The 20,323-nt window shown below is 58.5% G+C and carries 13 protein-coding genes and 2 pseudogenes; 7 read left to right on the top strand and 8 right to left on the bottom strand.

Annotated features, from left to right (window positions below):
• Positions 1 to 2,280 carry an NADP-dependent oxaloacetate-decarboxylating malate dehydrogenase gene (maeB, locus tag ACZ6J2_RS05910; protein WP_023308741.1) on the bottom strand — a complete coding sequence of 760 codons (2,280 nt, stop codon included), beginning with the start codon at positions 2,278 to 2,280 and terminating at the stop codon, positions 1 to 3.
• Between the two features lie 289 nt (positions 2,281 to 2,569).
• Between maeB and tal the strand changes: the two genes are divergently transcribed.
• On the top strand, positions 2,570 to 3,520 hold the full coding sequence (gene tal / locus ACZ6J2_RS05905; RefSeq protein WP_471725161.1) for a transaldolase: 951 nt from the start codon (positions 2,570 to 2,572) through the stop codon (positions 3,518 to 3,520).
• Positions 3,521 to 3,539: 19 nt separating this feature from the next.
• Positions 3,540 to 5,528, top strand: coding sequence for a transketolase (gene tkt / locus ACZ6J2_RS05900; RefSeq protein WP_471725159.1), 1,989 nt, complete (start codon positions 3,540 to 3,542; stop codon positions 5,526 to 5,528).
• 4 nt (positions 5,529 to 5,532) lie between these two features.
• Here tkt and ACZ6J2_RS05895 read toward each other — a convergent pair whose 3' ends face one another.
• The 3 genes from ACZ6J2_RS05895 to aegA form a co-directional block, all read right to left on the bottom strand.
• The gene (locus ACZ6J2_RS05895; RefSeq protein WP_471725157.1) at positions 5,533 to 6,576 is read right to left on the bottom strand and encodes a DUF1176 domain-containing protein; all 1,044 of its coding nucleotides are present in this window, start codon (positions 6,574 to 6,576) and stop codon (positions 5,533 to 5,535) included.
• 101 nt (positions 6,577 to 6,677) lie between these two features.
• Complete coding sequence (gene nudK, locus ACZ6J2_RS05890) at positions 6,678 to 7,271, bottom strand: GDP-mannose pyrophosphatase NudK (RefSeq protein WP_471725155.1); 594 nt, start codon at positions 7,269 to 7,271, stop codon at positions 6,678 to 6,680.
• Between the two features lie 66 nt (positions 7,272 to 7,337).
• Positions 7,338 to 9,314, bottom strand: coding sequence for a formate-dependent uric acid utilization protein AegA (aegA, locus tag ACZ6J2_RS05885; RefSeq protein WP_471725154.1), 1,977 nt, complete (start codon positions 9,312 to 9,314; stop codon positions 7,338 to 7,340).
• Between the two features lie 152 nt (positions 9,315 to 9,466).
• Between aegA and narQ the strand changes: the two are divergent.
• Both narQ and acrD read left to right on the top strand, forming a co-directional pair.
• Positions 9,467 to 11,157 (top strand): annotated as a pseudogene (gene narQ / locus ACZ6J2_RS05880) (nitrate/nitrite two-component system sensor histidine kinase NarQ).
• A 142-nt stretch (positions 11,158 to 11,299) separates the two neighbouring features.
• A pseudogene (acrD, locus tag ACZ6J2_RS05875) lies at positions 11,300 to 14,412 on the top strand (multidrug efflux RND transporter permease AcrD).
• A 99-nt stretch (positions 14,413 to 14,511) separates the two neighbouring features.
• Here the strand turns inward: acrD and ypfM are convergent.
• Positions 14,512 to 14,580 carry a protein YpfM gene (gene ypfM / locus ACZ6J2_RS05870; protein WP_436713925.1) on the bottom strand — a complete coding sequence of 23 codons (69 nt, stop codon included), beginning with the start codon at positions 14,578 to 14,580 and terminating at the stop codon, positions 14,512 to 14,514.
• A 387-nt stretch (positions 14,581 to 14,967) separates the two neighbouring features.
• Between ypfM and ACZ6J2_RS05865 the strand changes: the two genes are divergently transcribed.
• From ACZ6J2_RS05865 to ACZ6J2_RS05855, 3 genes are read left to right on the top strand one after another with little or no spacing between them, the layout of a single operon-like run.
• Entirely contained in the window at positions 14,968 to 15,318 is a 351-nt protein-coding gene (locus ACZ6J2_RS05865; protein ID WP_471725152.1) for an ArsC family reductase, read from the top strand.
• 10 nt (positions 15,319 to 15,328) lie between these two features.
• Positions 15,329 to 16,456 carry a succinyl-diaminopimelate desuccinylase gene (gene dapE, locus ACZ6J2_RS05860; RefSeq protein ID WP_047060712.1) on the top strand — a complete coding sequence of 376 codons (1,128 nt, stop codon included), beginning with the start codon at positions 15,329 to 15,331 and terminating at the stop codon, positions 16,454 to 16,456.
• Between the two features lie 24 nt (positions 16,457 to 16,480).
• On the top strand, positions 16,481 to 16,678 hold the full coding sequence (locus ACZ6J2_RS05855; protein ID WP_014171111.1) for a YpfN family protein: 198 nt from the start codon (positions 16,481 to 16,483) through the stop codon (positions 16,676 to 16,678).
• Between the two features lie 38 nt (positions 16,679 to 16,716).
• On the opposite strand, the gene ypfH is transcribed toward ACZ6J2_RS05855, so the two are convergent.
• The 3 genes from ypfH to ypfJ form a co-directional block, all read right to left on the bottom strand.
• Positions 16,717 to 17,412 (bottom strand): esterase, encoded by a 696-nt coding sequence (gene ypfH / locus ACZ6J2_RS05850; RefSeq protein ID WP_471725150.1) that lies wholly within the window; start codon positions 17,410 to 17,412, stop codon positions 16,717 to 16,719.
• Positions 17,413 to 17,485: 73 nt separating this feature from the next.
• Positions 17,486 to 19,432 carry a tRNA(Met) cytidine acetyltransferase TmcA gene (locus tag ACZ6J2_RS05845; protein ID WP_471725148.1) on the bottom strand — a complete coding sequence of 649 codons (1,947 nt, stop codon included), beginning with the start codon at positions 19,430 to 19,432 and terminating at the stop codon, positions 17,486 to 17,488.
• A complete protein-coding gene (ypfJ, locus tag ACZ6J2_RS05840; protein WP_023308754.1) occupies positions 19,432 to 20,301 on the bottom strand; it encodes a KPN_02809 family neutral zinc metallopeptidase in 870 nt (289 codons plus the stop codon). The genes ACZ6J2_RS05845 and ypfJ overlap by 1 nt, the downstream gene beginning before the upstream one ends.
• Positions 20,302 to 20,323 lie beyond the last annotated feature (22 nt).

Here is a 20,323-nt window from a genome sequence, read left to right as displayed (position 1 = left end):
TTACAGCGGCTGCGTCTGCGCCTCAACCACCGCCAGCGCCACCATATTCACGATACGGCGCACGGAGGCAATCGGCGTTAACACGTGCACCGGTTTCGCCACGCCCATCAGTACCGGCCCTACGGTCACCCCTTCAGAGCTGGAGACGCGCAGCAGGTTGTAGCTGATACGCGCCGCTTCCACGTTCGGCATAATCAGTATGTTGGCCGATCCCTTCAGCGGGCTGTCCGGCATACGTTCGTTACGGATGCTCTCCACCAGCGCGGCATCGCCGTGCATTTCCCCGTCAATCATCAGCTCCGGCGCACGCTCGCGCACCAGCTCCAGCGTCTGACGCATTTTGCAGGCCGCCGCGGATTTAGACGAACCAAAGTTAGAGTGCGACAGCAGCGCCACCTTCGGCTCGATACCAAAGCGACGCACGGTCTCGGCGGCCATCACCGTGATTTCCGCCAGCTCGTCCGGGGTCGGATCGTCGTTAACGTAGGTGTCCGCAATAAAGGTGTTGCCGCTCGGCAGCAGCAGCGCGTTCATCGCCCCGGCGGTATGGACGCCGTCGCGATAGCCGAAGATCTCCTGCACCACGCTAAAGTGCTCGTGATAATCGCCGATGGTGCCGCAGATCAGCGCGTCCGCCTCGCCGCGATGAACCATGATCGCGCCGATCACCGTCGTGTTGCTGATCACCGCTTTCTGCGCCTGTTCCTGGGTGATCCCCCGGCGCTTCATGATCGCGTAGTATTCGCTCCAGTACTCTTTGAAGCGCGGATCGGATTCGTTGTTAACGATCTCGAAGTCGACGCCCGGCTTAATCTGCAGGCCCAGCTTCTGAATACGCATCTCGATCACGCTCGGACGACCAATCAGGATCGGCTTCGCCAGGCCTAAGGTGATCAGCTCCTGGGTGGCGTGCAGCACGCGCGCCTCTTCCCCTTCCGCCAGCACCACGCGCTTCGCGTCGGCGCGCGCCTGGGAGAAGATCGGCTTCATGAACAGGTTCGTTTTATAGACAAACTCGGTGAGCTTATCGACGTAGGCGTCGAAATCGTGAATCGGACGCGTCGCCACGCCGGAGTCCATCGCCGCTTTGGCCACCGCTGGGGCAATCTTAACAATCAGACGCGGGTCAAACGGTTTTGGAATGATGTAGTCCGGGCCGAAGCTCAGATCCTGATCGCCGTACGCAGAGGCAACCACTTCGCTCTGCTCGGCGTGCGCCAGCTCCGCGATGGCGTGAACGGCGGCAAGCTTCATCTCTTCGTTGATCGCCGTTGCGCCAACGTCCAGCGCGCCGCGGAAGATGAACGGGAAGCAGAGCACGTTGTTGACCTGGTTCGGGTAGTCCGAACGGCCGGTACAGATGATGGCGTCTTCGCGCACCGCTTTCGCCAGCGGCGGCAGGATTTCCGGTTCCGGGTTCGCCAGGGCCAGGATCATTGGCGCACGCGCCATCTTCTTCACCATCTCCTGGGTCAGTACTTTCGGACCCGAGCAGCCGAGGAAGATATCCGCGCCGTCAATCACGTCGTCCAGGGTACGCTTACCGTCGTCGTCGACCGCGTACGCCGCTTTGGTTTCCGCCATGTTCGGCTCGCGGTCTTTATAGATAACGCCCTTGGAGTCGCAGACCACAATGTTGTGTTTCTGCATACCCAGCGCCACCAGCAGGTTCATACAGGCGATGGCCGCGGCGCCCGCGCCAGAGACCACCATGCGCACGTCGGAGAGATTTTTCTCTACCACGCGCAGGCCGTTGAGAATTGCGGCGGTGCTGATAATCGCGGTTCCGTGCTGGTCATCATGGAACACGGGAATGTTCATACGCTCGCGCAGCTTCTGCTCGATATAGAAACATTCCGGCGCTTTGATGTCTTCCAGGTTGATGCCGCCGAATGTCGGCTCCAGCGCGGCCACCACGTTGATAAATTTGTCAGGATCGAGTTCATCCACCTCGATATCGAACACGTCGATACCGGCGAATTTCTTGAACAGTACCCCTTTCCCTTCCATCACCGGCTTACCGGCCAGCGCGCCGATGTTGCCCAGCCCCAGCACCGCCGTGCCGTTAGAGATCACGGCGACAAGATTGCCGCGCGCGGTGTATTTGTAGGCCGCCAGCGGGTCTTTTTCGATTTCCAGACAGGGGGCTGCGACGCCCGGCGAATAGGCCAGCGCCAGATCGCGCTGGGTTGCCAGCGGCTTGGTTGGGGAGACCTGGATTTTGCCCGGGACAGGGAACTCGTGAAAATCGAGGGCACTCTGTTTCAACTGCTCATCCATCTTATTTTTCCTTTCACGTATCGGTCAAAAGGGTGACGTAAGCGATCCTGATGCACACCCTGGTGTGCCGCCTAGTATCGCCTCAGGCCGCCTCCTAAACTTTGAAGGCAGCCAAACTCTCACCATCACACATTAAAAATTGTTATCAATTTATAACAGCCATGTTACCCGTCTCAAAAGCAATGCCTCCCCCGTCTGCTATGCTTTTTTGTTAAGTCCATCATGATTTTTCCAGAAGTGTGAACTAACGCACTCATCTAACTCTTTTATTTCCAAGGAGTAATTATTTATGAACCAGCTAGACGGCATCAAAAAATTCACCACCGTGGTTGCAGACAGCGGCGATATCGAGTCGATTCGCCACTATCAGCCGGAGGACGCGACCACTAACCCTTCGCTACTGCTCAAAGCTGCAGGGCTTGCCCATTTTAGCCATCTGATTGATGACGCCATTGCCTACGGTAAACAGCGCGGGAAAACGCAGGAGCAGCAGGTCGCCGAAGCCAGCGATAAGCTGGCGGTTAATTTTGGTGCGGAAATTCTTAAAAGCATCCCGGGCCGCGTCTCGACCGAAGTCGACGCCCGCCTCTCGTTCGATAAAGAAAAGAGCATTAATAAGGCGCGTCGCCTGGTGGAACTGTACGAGGAGCAGGGGATCGATAAATCACGCATTCTGATCAAGCTGGCCTCCACCTGGGAAGGCATCCGCGCGGCAGAGGTGCTGGAAAAAGAAGGTATCCACTGCAACCTGACGCTGCTGTTCTCGTTTGCCCAGGCACGCGCCTGCGCTGAAGCGGGCGTGTTCCTCGTCTCGCCGTTTGTCGGGCGCATCTACGACTGGTATCAGGCGAAACAGCCGATGGTTCCGTACGTGGTGGATGAGGATCCGGGCGTGAAATCGGTCCGTAATATCTACGACTACTACAAACAGCACCGCTACGAAACCATCGTGATGGGGGCCAGCTTCCGCCGTACCGAGCAGATCCTCGCCCTGGCAGGCTGCGACCGTCTGACCATCTCCCCTAACCTGCTCCAGGAGCTACAGGACAAAGATGAAACGGTGATCCGCAAGCTGGTGCCGACCTCCACCGTTCTGCCAAAACCGAAAGCCATGACCGAAGCGGAGTTCCGCTGGGAGCACAATCAGGACGCCATGGCCGTGGAAAAACTGGCGGACGGCATCCGCCAGTTCGCCGTCGACCAGCGCAAACTTGAAGATCTTCTCGCCGCCAAACTTTAACCTTGCCACGGAGTGAACTATGTCCCGTAAAGAGCTAGCCAATGCCATTCGCGCCCTCAGCATGGATGCCGTGCAAAAAGCCAATTCCGGCCACCCCGGCGCGCCGATGGGCATGGCTGATATTGCCGAAGTGCTGTGGAACGACTTTCTGAAGCACAACCCCAATGACCCTACCTGGTACGATCGCGACCGCTTTATTCTCTCCAACGGTCACGCCTCAATGCTGCTCTACAGCCTGCTGCACCTTTCCGGCTACGATCTGCCGCTTGAGGAGCTGAAAAACTTCCGCCAGCTGCACTCCAAAACGCCGGGGCACCCGGAAATTGGCTATACGCCGGGCGTGGAAACGACGACCGGGCCACTCGGTCAGGGGCTGGCCAATGCGGTTGGGCTGGCGATTGCCGAACGCACGCTGGCGGCACAGTTTAACCAGCCGGACCACGAGATTGTCGACCACTACACCTACGTGTTTATGGGCGACGGCTGCCTGATGGAGGGGATCTCCCACGAGGTCTGCTCCCTGGCGGGCACGCTGGGGCTCGGCAAGCTGATTGGCTTCTACGATCACAACGGCATCTCCATCGACGGGGAGACCGAAGGCTGGTTTACCGACGACACGGCAAAACGCTTTGAAGCCTACCACTGGCACGTGGTGCACGAGATCGACGGCCACGATCCTGAGGCGGTGAAAAAAGCGATTCAGGAAGCGCAGAGCGTGAAGGACAAACCGTCGCTGATTATCTGCCGCACGGTGATCGGCTTCGGCTCGCCGAACAAGGCGGGCAAAGAGGAGGCGCACGGCGCGGCGCTGGGCGAGGAGGAAGTCGCGCTGACCCGGCAGAAGCTGGGGTGGAAACATCCGCCGTTTGAGATCCCGAAAGAGATCTACAGAGCCTGGGATGCCCGTGAGGCGGGTGAAAAGGCCCAGCAGTCCTGGAACGAGAAGTTTGCCGCCTACAAAAAAGCGCACCCGGATCTCGCCGCCGAGTTTTCCCGCCGCATGAGCGGCGGCCTGCCGGAGGACTGGGACGATAAAACCCAGGCGCTGATTGAAAACCTGCAGTCCAATCCGGCGAAAATCGCCACCCGCAAGGCGTCGCAAAATACCCTGAACGCAATCGGCCCTCTCCTGCCCGAACTGCTCGGCGGCTCGGCGGATCTGGCGCCCAGCAACCTGACCATCTGGTCGGGATCAAAATCGCTGAAAGAGGACATCGCCGGGAACTACATCCACTATGGCGTGCGCGAGTTCGGGATGACCGCGATTGCCAACGGCATCGCCCATCACGGCGGGTTTGTGCCGTACACCGCCACCTTCCTGATGTTCGTCGAGTATGCCCGTAACGCGGCGCGCATGGCGGCCTTAATGAAGGCGCGGCAGATTATGGTCTATACCCACGACTCCATCGGGCTCGGGGAAGACGGGCCTACGCACCAGGCGGTTGAACAGCTGGCGAGCCTGCGCTTAACGCCCAACTTCAGCACCTGGCGTCCGTGCGATCAGGTCGAAGCGGCGGTGGGCTGGAAGCTGGCGGTGGAACGCCATAATGGCCCAACGGCACTGATTCTGTCACGCCAGAACCTGGCGCAGATTGAGCGAACCCCGGAGCAGGTGAAAAACATCGCCCGCGGCGGCTACATCCTGAAGGACAGCGGCGGCAAGCCGGACGTGATCCTGATTGCGACCGGGTCCGAGGTGGAAATTACGGTGAAAGCGGCGGAGAAACTGACTGCCGAAGGACACGCGGTGCGCGTGGTGTCCCTGCCCTCAACGGATATTTTTGACGCTCAGGACGAGGCGTACCGGGAATCGGTCCTGCCGTCCAGCGTTGCGGCTCGCGTAGCGGTGGAAGCCGGTATTGCCGACTACTGGTACAAGTATGTCGGGCTCAAAGGGGCGATTGTCGGCATGCGGGGTTACGGTGAATCCGCCCCTGCCGATAAGCTGTTCCCGTACTTCGGCTTTACCGTTGAGAACGTGGTGGAGAAGGCGCTGAGCGTGCTTTAATGCTTTACCGCGTGATCCACAGCGTGGGCCAGGCATCTGGCCCGTTCCAGTTGTCGCAGCTGGGTTCCTCGGCGTAGCGCACCAGGCGGAAGCGCTGGCCGTCAAAACGCCAGCGCGTCTGGATCCCGCAATCGCCCAAACCGCGCCCCAGCGCGAGCGTTGTCAGCTCGCGCGTCTTTTCATCGAAGCTGGCGTTCATCAACTCCATTTCGCTCCCGTCGCCTGACGGCGTAAACGGCAGACGCAGCCTGACGCTGCGCGCGGTGAACGGTTTTTTACGCGATACCAGCCACGCCAGATCGACCGTGTTATAGGCCCCCGCCTCGCAGCTGACGATCAGCAGCGCTTTGTCATCGGTTAACGCGGTGACGCGCACTTCCCGGCGGTTAGGATCCAGCGAGCACTGGCTGGTGTTCATCCGTCCGGTACCATAGTCCAGCAGGTCGTTCAGTTCGGCGTGGGAGAGCGGCGTCGGGGTCGGGTTGACGACCGCCACCTTTTTAAGGGCAGGAGCAGGCGGAACGCTCAACGGCGGATCGTCACCTTTCTTGATCCACGCGGTTTCACTGCCGACGCGCTTTTGCTGCGCATCAATGAACAGCAGCGCGGCTTTCAGACCGCTCAGCGAAATAACTTGCTTACCGTCGCGCAGGGTCAGGGCCTTCCCTTCCTGGATGTTTTTCAGAAAGGCGGTGATGGTAGCCGCATCGTCCGTTTTAAGATGCCAGGGCGTGAGCTGCCAGCGCTGTTTGTCCAGCTTCAGGGGAACGTTATCCAGCAGCAGCCGGGGGGCAATCTCTGGCTCTTTGACCGAGGGCGCACCAAGGCCGCCGAGATCGATACGCAGCGTGGCGTCCGTTTTCGCCCCGGCGCTACGGGTGAGCGTCATGACCAGACCACGGTGTTCACCGGTATTGCGTGCGAGGCAAAAATTCTGGTTATTGCAGGTTACCTGCCAGTCGGAGAAGGCTTGCTGGGCAGGTGCAGCCCGCACCTGCGGCGCGAGGAGCACACAAAACAGGTAAAACAAAAAGACGCTGTAGCGCATGAATGACACAATCCCGGAACGAAAACGCTTAACTGGGCAGTATCTTCGTGTTCCCGCCGGGGTTGCTCAATCGGATTTATCAGATATACCCGAAAAACAGGCTATATCCGTTCGAAAGTGGTGTTCATCAGCCCGGTTGTCTGTAAATACTGCAGTAATATCACCGCTTTACCATCCCTGATTTCGCCTGAACGCATCATTTCCAGCGCCCGGACAAAAGGAAGCTCCAGCACTTCGATATCTTCATCCTCCACGCCACCGCCCCGGTGAGTGCGCTGCGCGTCGCTGTATTCCGCGATGAAGAAATGCACAATTTCCGTTACGCCGCCCGGCGACATAAACAGCTCGAAGACCTTTTTGACCTCGCCCACTTCGAAGCCGGTCTCTTCCACGGCCTCTTTGCGGATACAAACTTCCGGCTCATCATCATCGAGCAGGCCCGCGCAGGTTTCAATCAGACGTCCGTCAGGGTTGCCATTAACCCATGTCGCCACCCTGAACTGACGGATCAGCACCACGCTCTGCTTTTCACGGTTATAGAGCAGAATGGTTGCCCCGTTGCCGCGGTCGTAGACCTCGCGTTTGTGGCGGATCACCTCACCGTTGTTACGCGTAAGGTCATAGGTGATGTTACGCAGGACAAAGTAGTTTTCAGAGAGAATTTTGTCTTTGATAACGTCAATTTTCAGGGTCATACGGGCTCCACAGCACAATGAGTCGTCCTATACTACGCCGTGAATCCCGCTTTGTCGCCCGCCGGTTTAATGATGTTTTGGGGCGTTAACCCCAAGCCAGTCCAGTATCCCCTGCGCCGCATGTCTCCCTTCCGCCATTGCGGTCACCACCAGATCCGCGCCGCGAACCGCATCGCCCCCGGCGAAGATCTGTGGGTTAGTCGTCTGGTAACGGTAGCGGCTCTCGACCGAAGCAACGATCCGCCCCCGGTCGTCCGTTTCGACACCCTGCGCCTGCAGCCACGGCATCGCGTGCGGGTTAAAACCAAACGCCATGATGACCGCATCCGCCGCCATCACAAACTCGCTGCCCGCCACGGGAACCGGTCGACGCCGTCCCTTCGCGTCCGGCTCACCGAGCTCGGTACGCAGCATCCGGATACCGCTGACCTTACCGTTCGGATCCAGCGTCAGCTCAACCGGCTGGACGTTAAATTCAAACGCCGCGCCCTCTTCTCGGGCGTTCTTCACCTCTTTCTTCGAGCCCGGCATATTGGCCTCATCCCGACGATAGGCGCAGGTCACCTTTGCCGCGCCGTGGCGTAACGCGGTGCGGACGCAGTCCATCGCGGTATCGCCCCCGCCAAGCACCACCACGTTTAAGCCCTGGGTATCGATAAACGGTTCGCTGGCCGTCGACTCCAGCCCCATAACATGCCGCGTGTTACCTACAAGGAAAGGCAGCGCGTCATAAACCCCAGGCGCGTCTTCATGCGGGATACCCGCCTTCATCGAGCGGTAGGTTCCTACGCCAATAAACAGGGCGTCGTACTCGTTCTTTAACTGCAACATCGACACATCCTGGCCCACCTCGCAGTTCAGCTCGAAGCGGATCCCCATCGCGGTAAATATCTCTCTGCGCCGCGCGAGCAGCGATTTGTCCAGCTTGAATGCCGGGATACCAAAGGTCAGCAATCCGCCAATTTCCGGATGCCGGTCATAGACCGTCACACTCGCGCCGCTGCGCGCCAGCACGTCGGCGCACGCCAGCCCGGCGGGGCCCGCGCCGACGATCGCGACACGTTTACCTGTCGGCGTGACGGCGGACATATCCGGCCGCCAGCCCGTCGCCAGCGCCCGATCGGAGATATAGCGCTCGATGTTACCGATGGTCACGGATCCCGCCTCTTCACGTATTGTGCAGGCACCCTCGCATAATCGGTCCTGCGGACAGACGCGGCCGGTAATTTCAGGTAAACAGTTGGTCTGATGTGAAAGCTCGACCGCGCCGGCGATATCCCCCGCGTTGAGGCGCTCGATCCACTGCGGGATATGGTTATGCAGCGGGCAGGTCCATTCGCAAATGCTGTGCTCGCCGCATTTCAGGCAGCGCGACGCCTCGCGGGCGGCCTGCCCGTCCCGGAACGGCAGGTAAATTTCGTTAAAATGGCCCACGCGTTCTGCGGCAGCCAGCTTGTCGGGCTCGCCGCGTGGCGGGGTTGTTTGCATCTGATGCAGTTTGGTGCGCGAAGCGTCCTCTCTGACGGCTTCCGCGTGCCAGGGCTGCGCCTCCTGGCAGGCCGTGCGCTGGCGGCGCGATTTCACCAGATTATCAAGAACAGCTGACGTCGCCAGGGAGAGGACATCTGCCGGGCAATTTTCGATACAGGCCGGGCCGTGTGGGCGCTTCAGACAGAGATCGCATTTATTCGCCGAGGCCTTCACGCCGCCGCTGTCGAGCGGGGTGACGATAATCTCCATCGTGCCAAACGGGCAGGCCACCACGCAGGCCTTACAGCCGATGCATTTTTGTTGATTCACCTGTACGCTGTCATCGCATTTGCTGATGGCGCCGTTCGGACAGCTTTGCGCGCAGGGCGCGTTTTCACAGTGATGACAGGTGACGGGGCTACTCTTCTCGCCGGACCTCAGGACCGTAATGCGGGGATGAAAATGGCGCTCGCTCAGGACGTGCTGCTCATCGTTGTGCGCCATCACGCAGGCCACTTCGCAGGCGCGACACCCGATGCACTGCTGGCTGTTAGCCATAATAAAACGATTCATAACCACACCTGTTTTTGGTTCAATAACCTTATTCTTTGTATGAATATGGTATTTACGCATCACGGCGCGATCGGGCAATGTTCAAATGCCCGGAATGCCAAATTATTTACAGTGAACCTGTAGCAGATCAATTTTATTCAGAGAGCCGTTCTGTGACCGTCAAACGACCCGTTTCCGGAAGCCTTGCCTGGGCTTTCTTTTCGATAATTGCCTTATCGGTGCTGACCAGCACCGTCGCGCTGCTGACGCTAGCCAGCAGCCAGCGTGACGCCGAAGCTATTAATATCGCGGGTTCGCTGCGCATGCAGAGCTATCGTCTGGGCTACGAGATGCAGCGCAACAGCCCTGCCCTTGCCGCGCATCGCGACAGCTGGCAACGGACGCTGAGCGCGCCTGCCCTGCAGAAGCTGAACCGCTGGTACGTCCCGGACAATGTTAAAGCGCGCTACCAGCAGCTGCACGTGGCCTGGCTGGAGATGGATGCGCGCATCGCCCGCGGCGACAGCGCGTGGTATCAAACCCACATTGAGGATTTTGTCGGCCGCATTGATGCCTTTGTGCTCGCCCTTCAGCACTACACCGAACATAAAATTCAGACGGTGACCCTGCTCTCGCTGGCGGGCGCCCTCGGGATCCTGCTCCTGACGCTGTTTACCCTGCGACGCATCCGTCGCCAGGTGGTGTTGCCGCTTAACAATCTGGTAGCGGCCAGCGAACGGGTTGAGCGTGGGGAATTTACAACCCCGGCGCCGGATACCGCCCTGCCAAACGAGCTGGGCCAACTCTCCCGCGCCTTCAACCACATGTCCGCCGAGCTGGCTACGCTCTACCGTTCGCTCGAAGCCTCGGTCGCGGAAAAGACGCGGCATTTGCATGAAGCCAGCAGCTCGACATGCTGTTCAAATGCTCTCAGGCGCTGAATACCGGCCAGATAGACAGCCACTGCTTTCGGCATATCCTGCAGATTGTCCATGACTATACGCAAATGAATTATCTCGAACTGCGCACCAGCGACGACTGGCGGCTGTCTGAAGGGACGGAGTCACATAGCATTCCGTTGCAGCACCTGCCGGTACTGATGCAGGACACCCTTTATGGCGAGCTGCGCTGGCAAAGCGAGACGGACAGCGTTCCCCTTCCGCTGATGAGAAGCGTGGCGACCATGCTCGGGCGCGGGCTGTACTTTAACCAGGCGCAAAAACATTACCAGCAGCTGCTGCTGATGGAAGAGCGCGCCACCATTGCACGCGAGCTGCACGATTCGCTGGCGCAGGTGCTGTCGTATCTGCGCATTCAGCTTGCGCTGCTCAAACGCGCCGTGCCCGAGGAAAATATCCCGGCGCAGACCATCATCAGCGACTTCTCCCGCGAGCTGAACAATGCCTGGCAGCAGCTGCGCGAGCTGCTTACCACCTTCCGCCTGACGCTCAACCACGCAAACTTACCCGCGGCGCTGCAGGAGTCCCTCGACGTCCTGCAGAGCCAGACGCAGGCGAAGCTGCATCTCGACTGCCGCCTCTCCTCGCTGGCGCTGGACGCGCAAAAGCAGGTGCATTTGCTGCAGATCGTGCGTGAGGCCGTGCTGAACGCCATTAAGCACGCGCAGGCCAGCGAGATCACCGTCAGCTGCGTGACCGCCGTGGACGGTACGCACAGCGTCAGCATTCGTGACAACGGCATCGGGATTGGCGAAGCCAGCGAGCCGCCGGGACATTACGGCCTGAACATTATGCGAGAACGCGCGCAGCGGCTCGGCGGGATGCTGCACTTCTCGCAGCCGCAAAACGGCGGCACGCTGGTCAGCGTGACGTTCCCGGCGCCCGCGCCGTTAACGGGTAAATAACGGTAAAGGAGGACGCGCAGGAAAAAGCGCATGATAATTTACATTATCTCCTTTATTTCTCCACGTTTGACCTGGGCCTTACCGCTAAAGTTATGCGGGCAATAAACAATAATGACGTGCAGCAAAACGAGGTCACACTTTCATGGCGAATTTTTTCATCGATCGCCCCATTTTTGCCTGGGTGCTTGCCATCCTGTTGTGTCTGACAGGTGTCCTGGCGATTACTTCACTTCCTGTTGAGCAATACCCCGATCTGGCACCGCCTAACGTGCGCGTAACGGCAAACTACCCCGGCGCTTCCGCACAAACGCTGGAAAACACCGTGACGCAGGTTATCGAGCAGAACATGACGGGTCTTGATAACCTGATGTACATGTCCTCACAAAGTAGCGCCACGGGCCAGGCGACGGTTACCCTGAGCTTTAAGGCAGGCACCGACCCGGACGAAGCGGTGCAGCAGGTACAAAACCAGCTGCAGTCGGCCATGCGCAAGCTGCCCCAGGCGGTGCAGAATCAGGGCGTGACCGTGCGTAAAACCGGTGACACCAATATTTTGACCATCGCGTTTGTCTCGACAGATGGTTCGATGGATAAGCAGGACATTGCAGACTACGTCGCCAGTAATATTCAGGATCCCATCAGCCGTATTAACGGCGTCGGGGATATCGACGCCTACGGCTCACAGTACTCTATGCGCATCTGGCTCGATCCCAACAAGCTGAACAGCGTCCAGATGACGGCAACCGACGTGACGAATGCCATCAAGGCCCAGAACGCCCAGATTGCGGTGGGGCAACTGGGGGGAACGCCGTCCGTCGATAAGCAGGCCCTGAACGCCACCATCAATTCACAATCCCTGCTGCAGACGCCGGACCAGTTCCGCAACATCACCCTGCGCGTGAATCAGGATGGGTCGGAAGTGCGTCTGGGCGATGTCGCCACGGTGGAAATGGGGGCGGAAAAATACGACTACCTGAGCCGCTTTAACGGCAACCAGGCCTCCGGTCTGGGGATTAAACTTGCCTCGGGCGCAAACGAAATGGCCACGGCGAAACTGGTGCTGGACCGTCTGGACGAACTTTCACAGTATTTCCCGCACGGGCTGGAGTACAAAGTCGCCTATGAAACCACCTCCTTCGTTAAAGCGTCGATTGAGGACGTGGTGAAGACCCTGCTGGAAGCCATCGCGCTGGTGTTCCTGGTGATGTACCTGTTCCTGCAAAACTTCCGCGCGACGCTGATCCCAACCATTGCCGTTCCCGTGGTGCTGCTGGGGACCTTTGCGGTGCTTTACGCGTTCGGGTACAGCATTAACACCCTGACGATGTTTGCGATGGTGCTGGCGATTGGCCTTCTGGTGGATGATGCCATCGTGGTGGTCGAAAACGTCGAGCGCATCATGAGCGAAGAAGGACTCTCGCCGCGCCAGGCGACGCGCAAATCCATGGGGCAAATTCAGGGGGCGCTGGTCGGTATCGCGATGGTGCTGTCGGCCGTCTTTATCCCGATGGCCTTCTTTGGCGGCACAACAGGGGCGATTTACCGTCAGTTCTCGATAACCATTGTCTCGGCGATGGTGCTCTCCGTGCTGGTGGCGCTGATCCTCACCCCTGCGCTGTGCGCCACCATTCTGAAACCGCTGCACAAAGGAGAGCAGCACGGGCAAAAAGGGTTTTTCGGCTGGTTTAACCGGATGTTCAACCGCAATGCCGCGCGGTATGAATCTGCCGTCGGTGGCGTGCTCCATCGCAGCCTGCGCTGGATGATGATTTACGTTGTGCTGCTGGGCGGCATGGTCTGGCTGTTTATGCATCTCCCCACCTCGTTCCTGCCTATGGAAGACCGGGGCATGTTCACCACCTCGGTGCAGCTCCCGAGCGGCGCAACGCAGCAGCAGACGCTGAAAGTGGTCCAGAAAGTGGAGCAGTACTTCTTCACCAAAGAGAAAGATAACGTTGTGTCGGTCTTCTCCACCGTGGGCTCTGGCCCGGGCGGAAACGGGCAGAACGTCGCCCGCATGTTCGTCCGCCTGAAGGACTGGGACGAGCGCGATACCCGAACGGGAACGTCATTTGCCATTATTGAGCGCGCGACCAAAGCCTTTGCGCATATTAAAGAGGCGCGCGTCTTCGCCAGCAGCCCGCCGGCGATAAGCGGTCTGGGCAGTTCCGCCGGGTTTGATATGGAGCTGCAGGATCACGCCGGTGCGGGCCACACGGCGCTGATGGCGGCACGCGATAAGCTGTTAGCGCTGGCGGGCAACGATCCTGGCCTGACCCGCGTCCGCCATAACGGTCTTGACGACAGCCCACAGCTCCAGGTGGATATCGATCAGCGTAAGGCGCAGGCGCTGGGCGTCTCGATCAACGATATCAACGACACCCTGCAGACGGCGTGGGGCTCGAGCTATGTGAATGACTTTATGGATCGCGCCGCGTGAAAAAAGTGTATGTCCAGTCCGCCGCGCCGTTCCGCATGCTGCCGGATGATATAAACCGCTGGTTTGTCAGGAATAACGCTGGCGGCATGGTGCCGTTTTCGGCGTTTGCCACCTCGCACTGGGAGAGCGGCTCGCCGCGGCTGGAGCGCTATAACGGCTACTCTGCGGTTGAAATCGTCGGGGAAGCCGCGCCGGGCGTCAGTACCGGTACCGCTATGGATACCATGGAAAAACTGGTCCAGCAGCTGCCCGCCGGTTTTGGTCTGGAGTGGACGGCCATGTCCTACCAGGAGCGTCTCTCCGGAGCACAGGCTCCCGCACTTTACGCGCTCTCTCTGCTGGTGGTCTTCCTCTGCCTTGCCGCACTGTATGAAAGCTGGTCAGTCCCGTTCTCCGTCATGCTGGTCGTGCCGCTTGGGGTTATCGGTGCGCTGCTGGCGACCTGGATGCGCGGCCTCGAGAACGATGTTTACTTCCAGGTGGGTCTGCTCACCGTAATTGGGCTATCGGCGAAAAACGCCATTCTGATCGTTGAATTTGCCAACGAGATGAATGCCAAAGGCCACGAGCTGATGGCCGCCACGCTGCACGCCTGCCGTCAGCGCTTACGCCCGATCCTGATGACGTCGCTGGCGTTTGTCTTTGGCGTACTGCCGATGGCAACCAGTACGGGTGCAGGCTCCAGCAGCCAGCATGCCGTCGGGACGGGGGTGATGGGCGGCATGATTTCGGCAACCATCCTGGCCATTTACTTCGTGCCGTTGTTCTTTGTGCTGGTGCGTCGTCGCTTCCCGTTAAAGGAACGCGCTGAGTAAGTGATTGAAATAAAAAAAGGCGGCTTTATCGGCCGCCTTTTTATTGTGTGATTAATTCACACTATGGTTATTTTACTTATTTTAGTGCTCTTGCAATTCTTACTGAATGTCATTACGAAGCATGCCTTCGATAAAATCTTTCCAGTTCCCCAGTTCACGTTCAATCATAACAACCTCTCTTATTATTATGCGCATTCTACAAAAACGGACCATCATTGTGAAGACTATTTAACCAATTGCTGTGATTGTACCCCACGTCCTGCGGGGATTTATGATAAATATGAACGGAGAGGCCTCAATTTTTTGTGACGGCTGGCAATATTTTGAAATAACCCTCCAAACGGGTGAGTTTTATTTTACCCGCTGAGTTTATTCGAAATTTAAACTTTATGGACATCTATGCTTAAAGGGTGAAAGAATATTCAGCGTACAGATGTGAGTTGAATTAAGAAGAAGTGTAAATCCAGACGATTCCTGAATGTGTTATATTCCACTTAAGGATATATCTTCGAATTTACTGAACATTTAATCATCATTAGGTCAAAAGGATTCACCATGGTTGTGATGTACGGCATTAAAAATTGCGACACCATCAAAAAAGCCCGCCGCTGGCTGGAAGCAAACGGCGTGGAGTATCGCTTCCACGATTACCGTGCCGAAGGGCTTGATGCAGAATTTCTGCATAGCGCAATCGGCGAACTGGGGTGGGAAGCACTGCTGAACACGCGCGGCACCACCTGGCGTAAGCTGGACGAATCTCTGCGCGCCAGCATCAACGACGCCGACAGCGCGGCAAAACTGATGCTCGAGATGCCGGCAATTATCAAACGCCCATTGCTCTGCGCGCCAGGGCAGCCTATGCTGCTGGGTTTCAGTGAAACCCTTTATTCCGACTTTTTTCGTTGAGGTGTAGTTTATGTCATGCCCGGTCATTGAGCTGACTCAGCAGCTTATTCGCCGTCCTTCCCTTAGCCCGGACGACGCAGGTTGTCAGGCACTTATGATTGAGCGCCTGCGTGCCATCGGTTTTACCGTTGAACGCATGGATTTTGGCGATACCCAGAACTTCTGGGCGTGGCGCGGCCAGGGTGAAACGCTGGCCTTTGCCGGGCATACTGACGTCGTTCCCGCCGGTGACGCGGATCGCTGGATCAACCCGCCGTTTGAGCCGACTATCCGCGACGGCATGCTGTTTGGTCGCGGCGCGGCAGACATGAAAGGCTCGCTGGCGGCGATGGTCGTGGCGGCAGAACGCTTTGTGGCTCAGCATCCGAACCACAAAAACCGTCTCGCGTTTTTAATCACCTCCGACGAAGAAGCCAGCGCCCATAACGGTACCGTGAAGGTCGTTGAAGCGCTGATGGCGCGTAACGAACGTCTCGACTACTGTCTGGTCGGTGAGCCGTCCAGTACCGAAGTGGTGGGCGATGTCGTCAAAAACGGGCGCCGCGGCTCGCTGACCTGTAACCTGACCATTCACGGCGTTCAGGGGCACGTTGCTTATCCGCATCTGGCCGATAACCCGGTTCATCGCGCTGCGCCGATGCTGAGCGAGCTGGTGGGCATCGAGTGGGATAAAGGCAACGAATTCTTCCCGCCGACCAGCATGCAGATCGCGAACGTCAAGGCTGGGACCGGCAGCAACAACGTGATCCCGGGTGATTACTTCGTCCAGTTTAACTTCCGCTTCAGCACCGAACTGACCGATGAGATGATCAAGGCGCGCGTCGTCGCCCTGCTGGAAAAATATCACCTGCGCTACACCGTGGAGTGGTGGCTTTCCGGCCAGCCGTTCCTGACGCAGCGTGGCAAACTGGTGGATGCGGTGGTGAACGCCATCGAGCACTATAATGAAATTAAGCCACAGCTGCTGACAACGGGTGGCACCTCAGACGGACGCTTTATCGCCCGTATGGGCGCCCAGGTTGTCGAACTGGGTCCAGTGAACGCAACCATTCATAAAATCAATGAGTGTGTCAATGCGGCAGATTTGCAACTGCTGGCCCGTATGTATCAACGTATTATGGAGCAACTCGTCGCCTGACGAACGCTCTGAGAGGAATAGCGAATGGATTGGCTTTCAAAGTACTGGTGGATTCTGGTGTTGGTTTTTCTGGTCGGCGTACTGCTGAACGTGATTAAAGATCTTAAGCGCGTTGACCATAAAAAATTTCTCGCCAACAAACCGGACCTTCCCCCGCACCGTGATTTTAACGACAAGTGGGACGATGACGACGACTGGCCGAAGAAGGACCAGAAGAAGTAATCGTTAAGTTTCCCCTCTCCCCGGGAGAGGGGGAAACCTCACATAAACTCTACAATATCATCGTTATCCGGCTTACCGCCGCTGAGCGCTTCATCAAAGTAGTGCTTCGGTACGGTATAGCGCAAACGATCGAGCGCAAACTGCATGCTACGGTCGTCAATCGCGTGGCCCAGCTCGTCAACGATATCCAGCGTCACGTCTCCACCTTCGCGAATCAGCGCTTCCTGAGCGGCAACCGCATGCGAGAGCTCAATCACCCGGTCTTCACCACCGTGGATCAGGTGGATCGTGGTCTGCGTGGTCGCGCTTGTCGGTAACGTCGCAAAACGGCCGTTAAACGCAATGACGCGTGACGCCAGACCCGGCTGCGCTTTTACGCTTTCCAGCGACATGATTGACCCCTGCGAGAAGCCAATCAGCGCGGTCGCGTCAGCACCCACGCCGCTCTGCTGCTGCCAGTCGCGGACGATGTCGATAAAGGTCGGCATGATGGCGTCGATGCGAGCCTGACGATTCTCTTCCGTCACGCCCTGAACAGAGAACCACTGGCGTCCGTTCGGACCACATGGCTCTACGCCACCGATGCTGACAATCAATGCCTCCGGAAAAACGGGCGCAAACCAGCTGCCAATCTGACCCATATTGACGGCATTATCGCCAACGCCATGAAACAGAAGCAGTAACTGTTTAGCCGGTTTGTCAGGGCTTTGAACAACAAAATGGTCGTGTTTCATGGTGGTCTCCTTAATAGATGACCTGGATTCTACGCCTCCCGACGTGAATGACCATGCCACTTTACTGAAGAAGTCATTGAAAAAATTGCCATTGCAAAATGTCTTCTTTCAACTGCTGGCTACGGAGATAATCAAGACTTTCAATCGCTTGCGCGGTTTCATTTCGCAACGTTGCCAGCAACGCTTTTCGCCCGACGTCTTCCGTTTTTCCGTCCATTTTCCCACGCAGGGCCGGAAGCGGCATATCCACGGTTAACAACAGCCGCGTCAGTGCGGCAACCGAGGTTGAAAACGCCCGATGAGCAAAAGCAAACCCCGCCAACTCCAGCCAGTCGTCATTATTAAGGGTAGCTTCCCAGCCGTCTTCCACGGGGATCTTTTCACCGTTCCAGGCCGAAAGCACCCGCGCATCGCGCTTTAGACGACGCTGCGCCTGCTCGCACAGCTGGCGCCCGGCCTCGCTCTGCGGCCGCAACGCCATCGCGGTGTAGCAGCCGCTGCTGGCTTCACGATGGCTGCCCATCCGCACCAGCACAAACCCACACTGCTGCCAGAAACGCCAAAGCTCATCGGTATAGCCGAAGCTCACCGACAGATAGTCTTCGCCGCTGGCGCCGCGAACAAGCGCCTGGCCAATCCCTTCCCGCTGACGGTGAGGATGTACGGCAATGCGGGTCACTCGTCGTCCTCTGAGCGTCGCCGCAAGCGGAGAGCCGCCGTGCGCCGCCAGAGACTGCGCCACCAGGTTACCGCGCGGACGCCGGTATCCTGCCCACACGGCGCGGCTAAGCTCGGGGGAGAGCCCGCCCTCCTCAACCAGCCAGAGCGCCCCGGCGATATCCGGGTCCGTTTCGGCAACGGCAAACCGCTGCCCGGGCGCGTCCATCATGCGGCGTAAATCGAGCGGCGAGGTGCGATAATGCGCCGCGCAGAGGAGCTCGTATACGCTCGCTGCAAGCGCCGGACGGCGTTCCCATGCCGTCGGCGTCAGAGACGTTAGACGCACCTCTCCTTCCGGGCGGCGGTCAATCAGCGTATCGTCAAACAGCAGCGCGCTGGCGACAACCCGCTCAAGCGGACAGCCCGCCGCCCAGCGTACCGGTGTAGATAAGCTGTAGCGCTGCAGCCCGGCAAACCGACCGCAGAATTTAAGCAAGAATCCCCGGCCCGTCCCCTCATATCCCTGCACCGTGGTGGTCAACAGCACGCGAGGGAAACGGGCAACTAGCTTTTCAAGCAGAGGTCCGGGGATCGCAGCGGCTTCATCGACAATTAGCCAGTCAGCCTGGTATGAAGAGGCAAGCAGCGCGTCCGGGGCCATAAAATGAAAACGCTCTCCGGCAAAGCGGGCGATGATATCCGTCGCCCCCTTCGACGGTGCGGTAACCACGGCGCTGCCCGCAATGCGGTTCAGCAGCATGCCCGCCAGGGCTGATTTTCCGCGCCCGCGCGCGGCGGTGACGGCCACGATGCCACCCGGCATCCCCTGCAGCACTTCCAGGATCTCAGCCTGCTCGCGCTGCGGGGCACCGCTGGCAGGCTGCCAGTCTGGCGCGTCGGGTAAAGGCGGAAGGGATAACGCGCAGCCCTGAAGCCAGACAATCGCGTCGGGATCGGCGGCAATCGTCCGGCAGAAATGGTGGACAAAATGCGGCGTGGCTATCGCTTCGGCGCCGTCGCTCCAGCGCAGTGAATCGCTGTCTGGCAACTCAGCCCACGCGTCGAGCGGCGGAACCCGCAGCACCAGAAGGCTTCCGGCACTCAGCGTTCCGCTCAGGGCGGCAAACGCGGCGACATCAAACCCGGCGCTGGCGTCAAAAATAGCATGCCGGAACTCGCGTCCCAGCAGGCCGCTAATGGCTTTTGAAGGATGTTCGTCAAGCCTTACCCAGTCTCCGGGCAAGGCGTCACGCAGGGTCAGCGCCTGGGTTAACGTCCACTGCGCCTCGCCGCTGAGCACCACCAGCCGACGATGGCCGGTGCGCTCAAGCTCGCTTATCAGCTGTTCAAACTCCAGCATTACATCGCTTTGCCGAAGGTATTACACTGCGCCGGATCGCCGCTGTCGAAGCCGCGTTTGAACCAGCTATAGCGCTGCTGTGAGGTACCGTGAGTGAAGCTGTCCGGCACGACGCGTCCCTGGCTCTGCTGCTGAAGACGGTCGTCACCAATAGCCTGAGCGGCATTTAACGCCTCCTCAAGATCGCCGGATTCCAGCACGCCCTGCTGCTGCATGCTGTGGCCCCAGACGCCCGCGAAGCAGTCCGCCTGCAGCTCCATTTTAACGGAAAGGCGGTTCACTTCCGCCTGAGACGCATTTTGCTGGAGCTGGCGCACTTTTGGCTCAATTCCCAGCAGCTTTTGCACGTGATGGCCGACTTCATGCGCAATCACGTAGCCCTGGGCAAAATCACCGTCAGCGCCAAGCTTGCGTTTCATGTCATCGTAAAAAGAGAGATCGATATAGACGGTGCCGTCTGCCGGGCAGTAGAACGGCCCCATCACAGATTGCCCGGTACCGCATCCGGTGCGGGTTGCCCCCCGGTACATCACCAGCTTCGGCTGCTGGTAGGTACGTCCCATCTTCTCAAACAGCTGACTCCAGGTGTCTTCTGTTGTGGCGAGAATAACGGAGGTAAATTTGGCCGCTTCATCTTCATTCGGGCTGATGGAGCGCTGAGAATGCTGCTGCTGTTGCAGCGGCTGACCGGTCATCAACCCGGTAAGGTCAACGCCGTAGTAACCCGCGACTAAAACCACAATCAGCAGGATGATACCGCCCTTGCCGCTGGGTAACCGGAAGCCTGGCCCACCCATTGAAGGACCGCCGCCACCATCACTGCGTCTGTCTTCTACATTGTCACTTTCACGACGCCCTTGCCAGCGCATAACCACCTCGAACTATTCCATT

The sequence above is a fragment of the Enterobacter sp. E14S genome, assembly GCF_055666685.1.
Note: the sequence above shows the minus strand (reverse complement) of the source record. Positions and strands in the feature narration are given on the sequence as shown.

Bases quoted from the DNA above. Each gene is read 5' to 3' on its own strand.
- ypfH (WP_471725150.1), bottom strand. From the start codon at position 17,412: ATGAAACACGACCATTTTGTTGTTCAAAGCCCTGACAAACCGGCTAAA.
- ACZ6J2_RS05855 (WP_014171111.1), top strand. From the start codon at position 16,481: ATGGATTGGCTTTCAAAGTACTGGTGGATTCTGGTGTTGGTTTTTCTG.
- dapE (WP_047060712.1), top strand. From the start codon at position 15,329: ATGTCATGCCCGGTCATTGAGCTGACTCAGCAGCTTATTCGCCGTCCT.
- tal (WP_471725161.1), top strand. From the start codon at position 2,570: ATGAACCAGCTAGACGGCATCAAAAAATTCACCACCGTGGTTGCAGAC.
- ACZ6J2_RS05845 (WP_471725148.1), bottom strand. From the start codon at position 19,432: ATGCTGGAGTTTGAACAGCTGATAAGCGAGCTTGAGCGCACCGGCCAT.
- tkt (WP_471725159.1), top strand. From the start codon at position 3,540: ATGTCCCGTAAAGAGCTAGCCAATGCCATTCGCGCCCTCAGCATGGAT.
- ypfJ (WP_023308754.1), bottom strand. From the start codon at position 20,301: ATGCGCTGGCAAGGGCGTCGTGAAAGTGACAATGTAGAAGACAGACGC.
- nudK (WP_471725155.1), bottom strand. From the start codon at position 7,271: ATGACCCTGAAAATTGACGTTATCAAAGACAAAATTCTCTCTGAAAAC.
- aegA (WP_471725154.1), bottom strand. From the start codon at position 9,314: ATGAATCGTTTTATTATGGCTAACAGCCAGCAGTGCATCGGGTGTCGC.
- ACZ6J2_RS05865 (WP_471725152.1), top strand. From the start codon at position 14,968: ATGGTTGTGATGTACGGCATTAAAAATTGCGACACCATCAAAAAAGCC.
- ACZ6J2_RS05895 (WP_471725157.1), bottom strand. From the start codon at position 6,576: ATGCGCTACAGCGTCTTTTTGTTTTACCTGTTTTGTGTGCTCCTCGCG.
- maeB (WP_023308741.1), bottom strand. From the start codon at position 2,280: ATGGATGAGCAGTTGAAACAGAGTGCCCTCGATTTTCACGAGTTCCCT.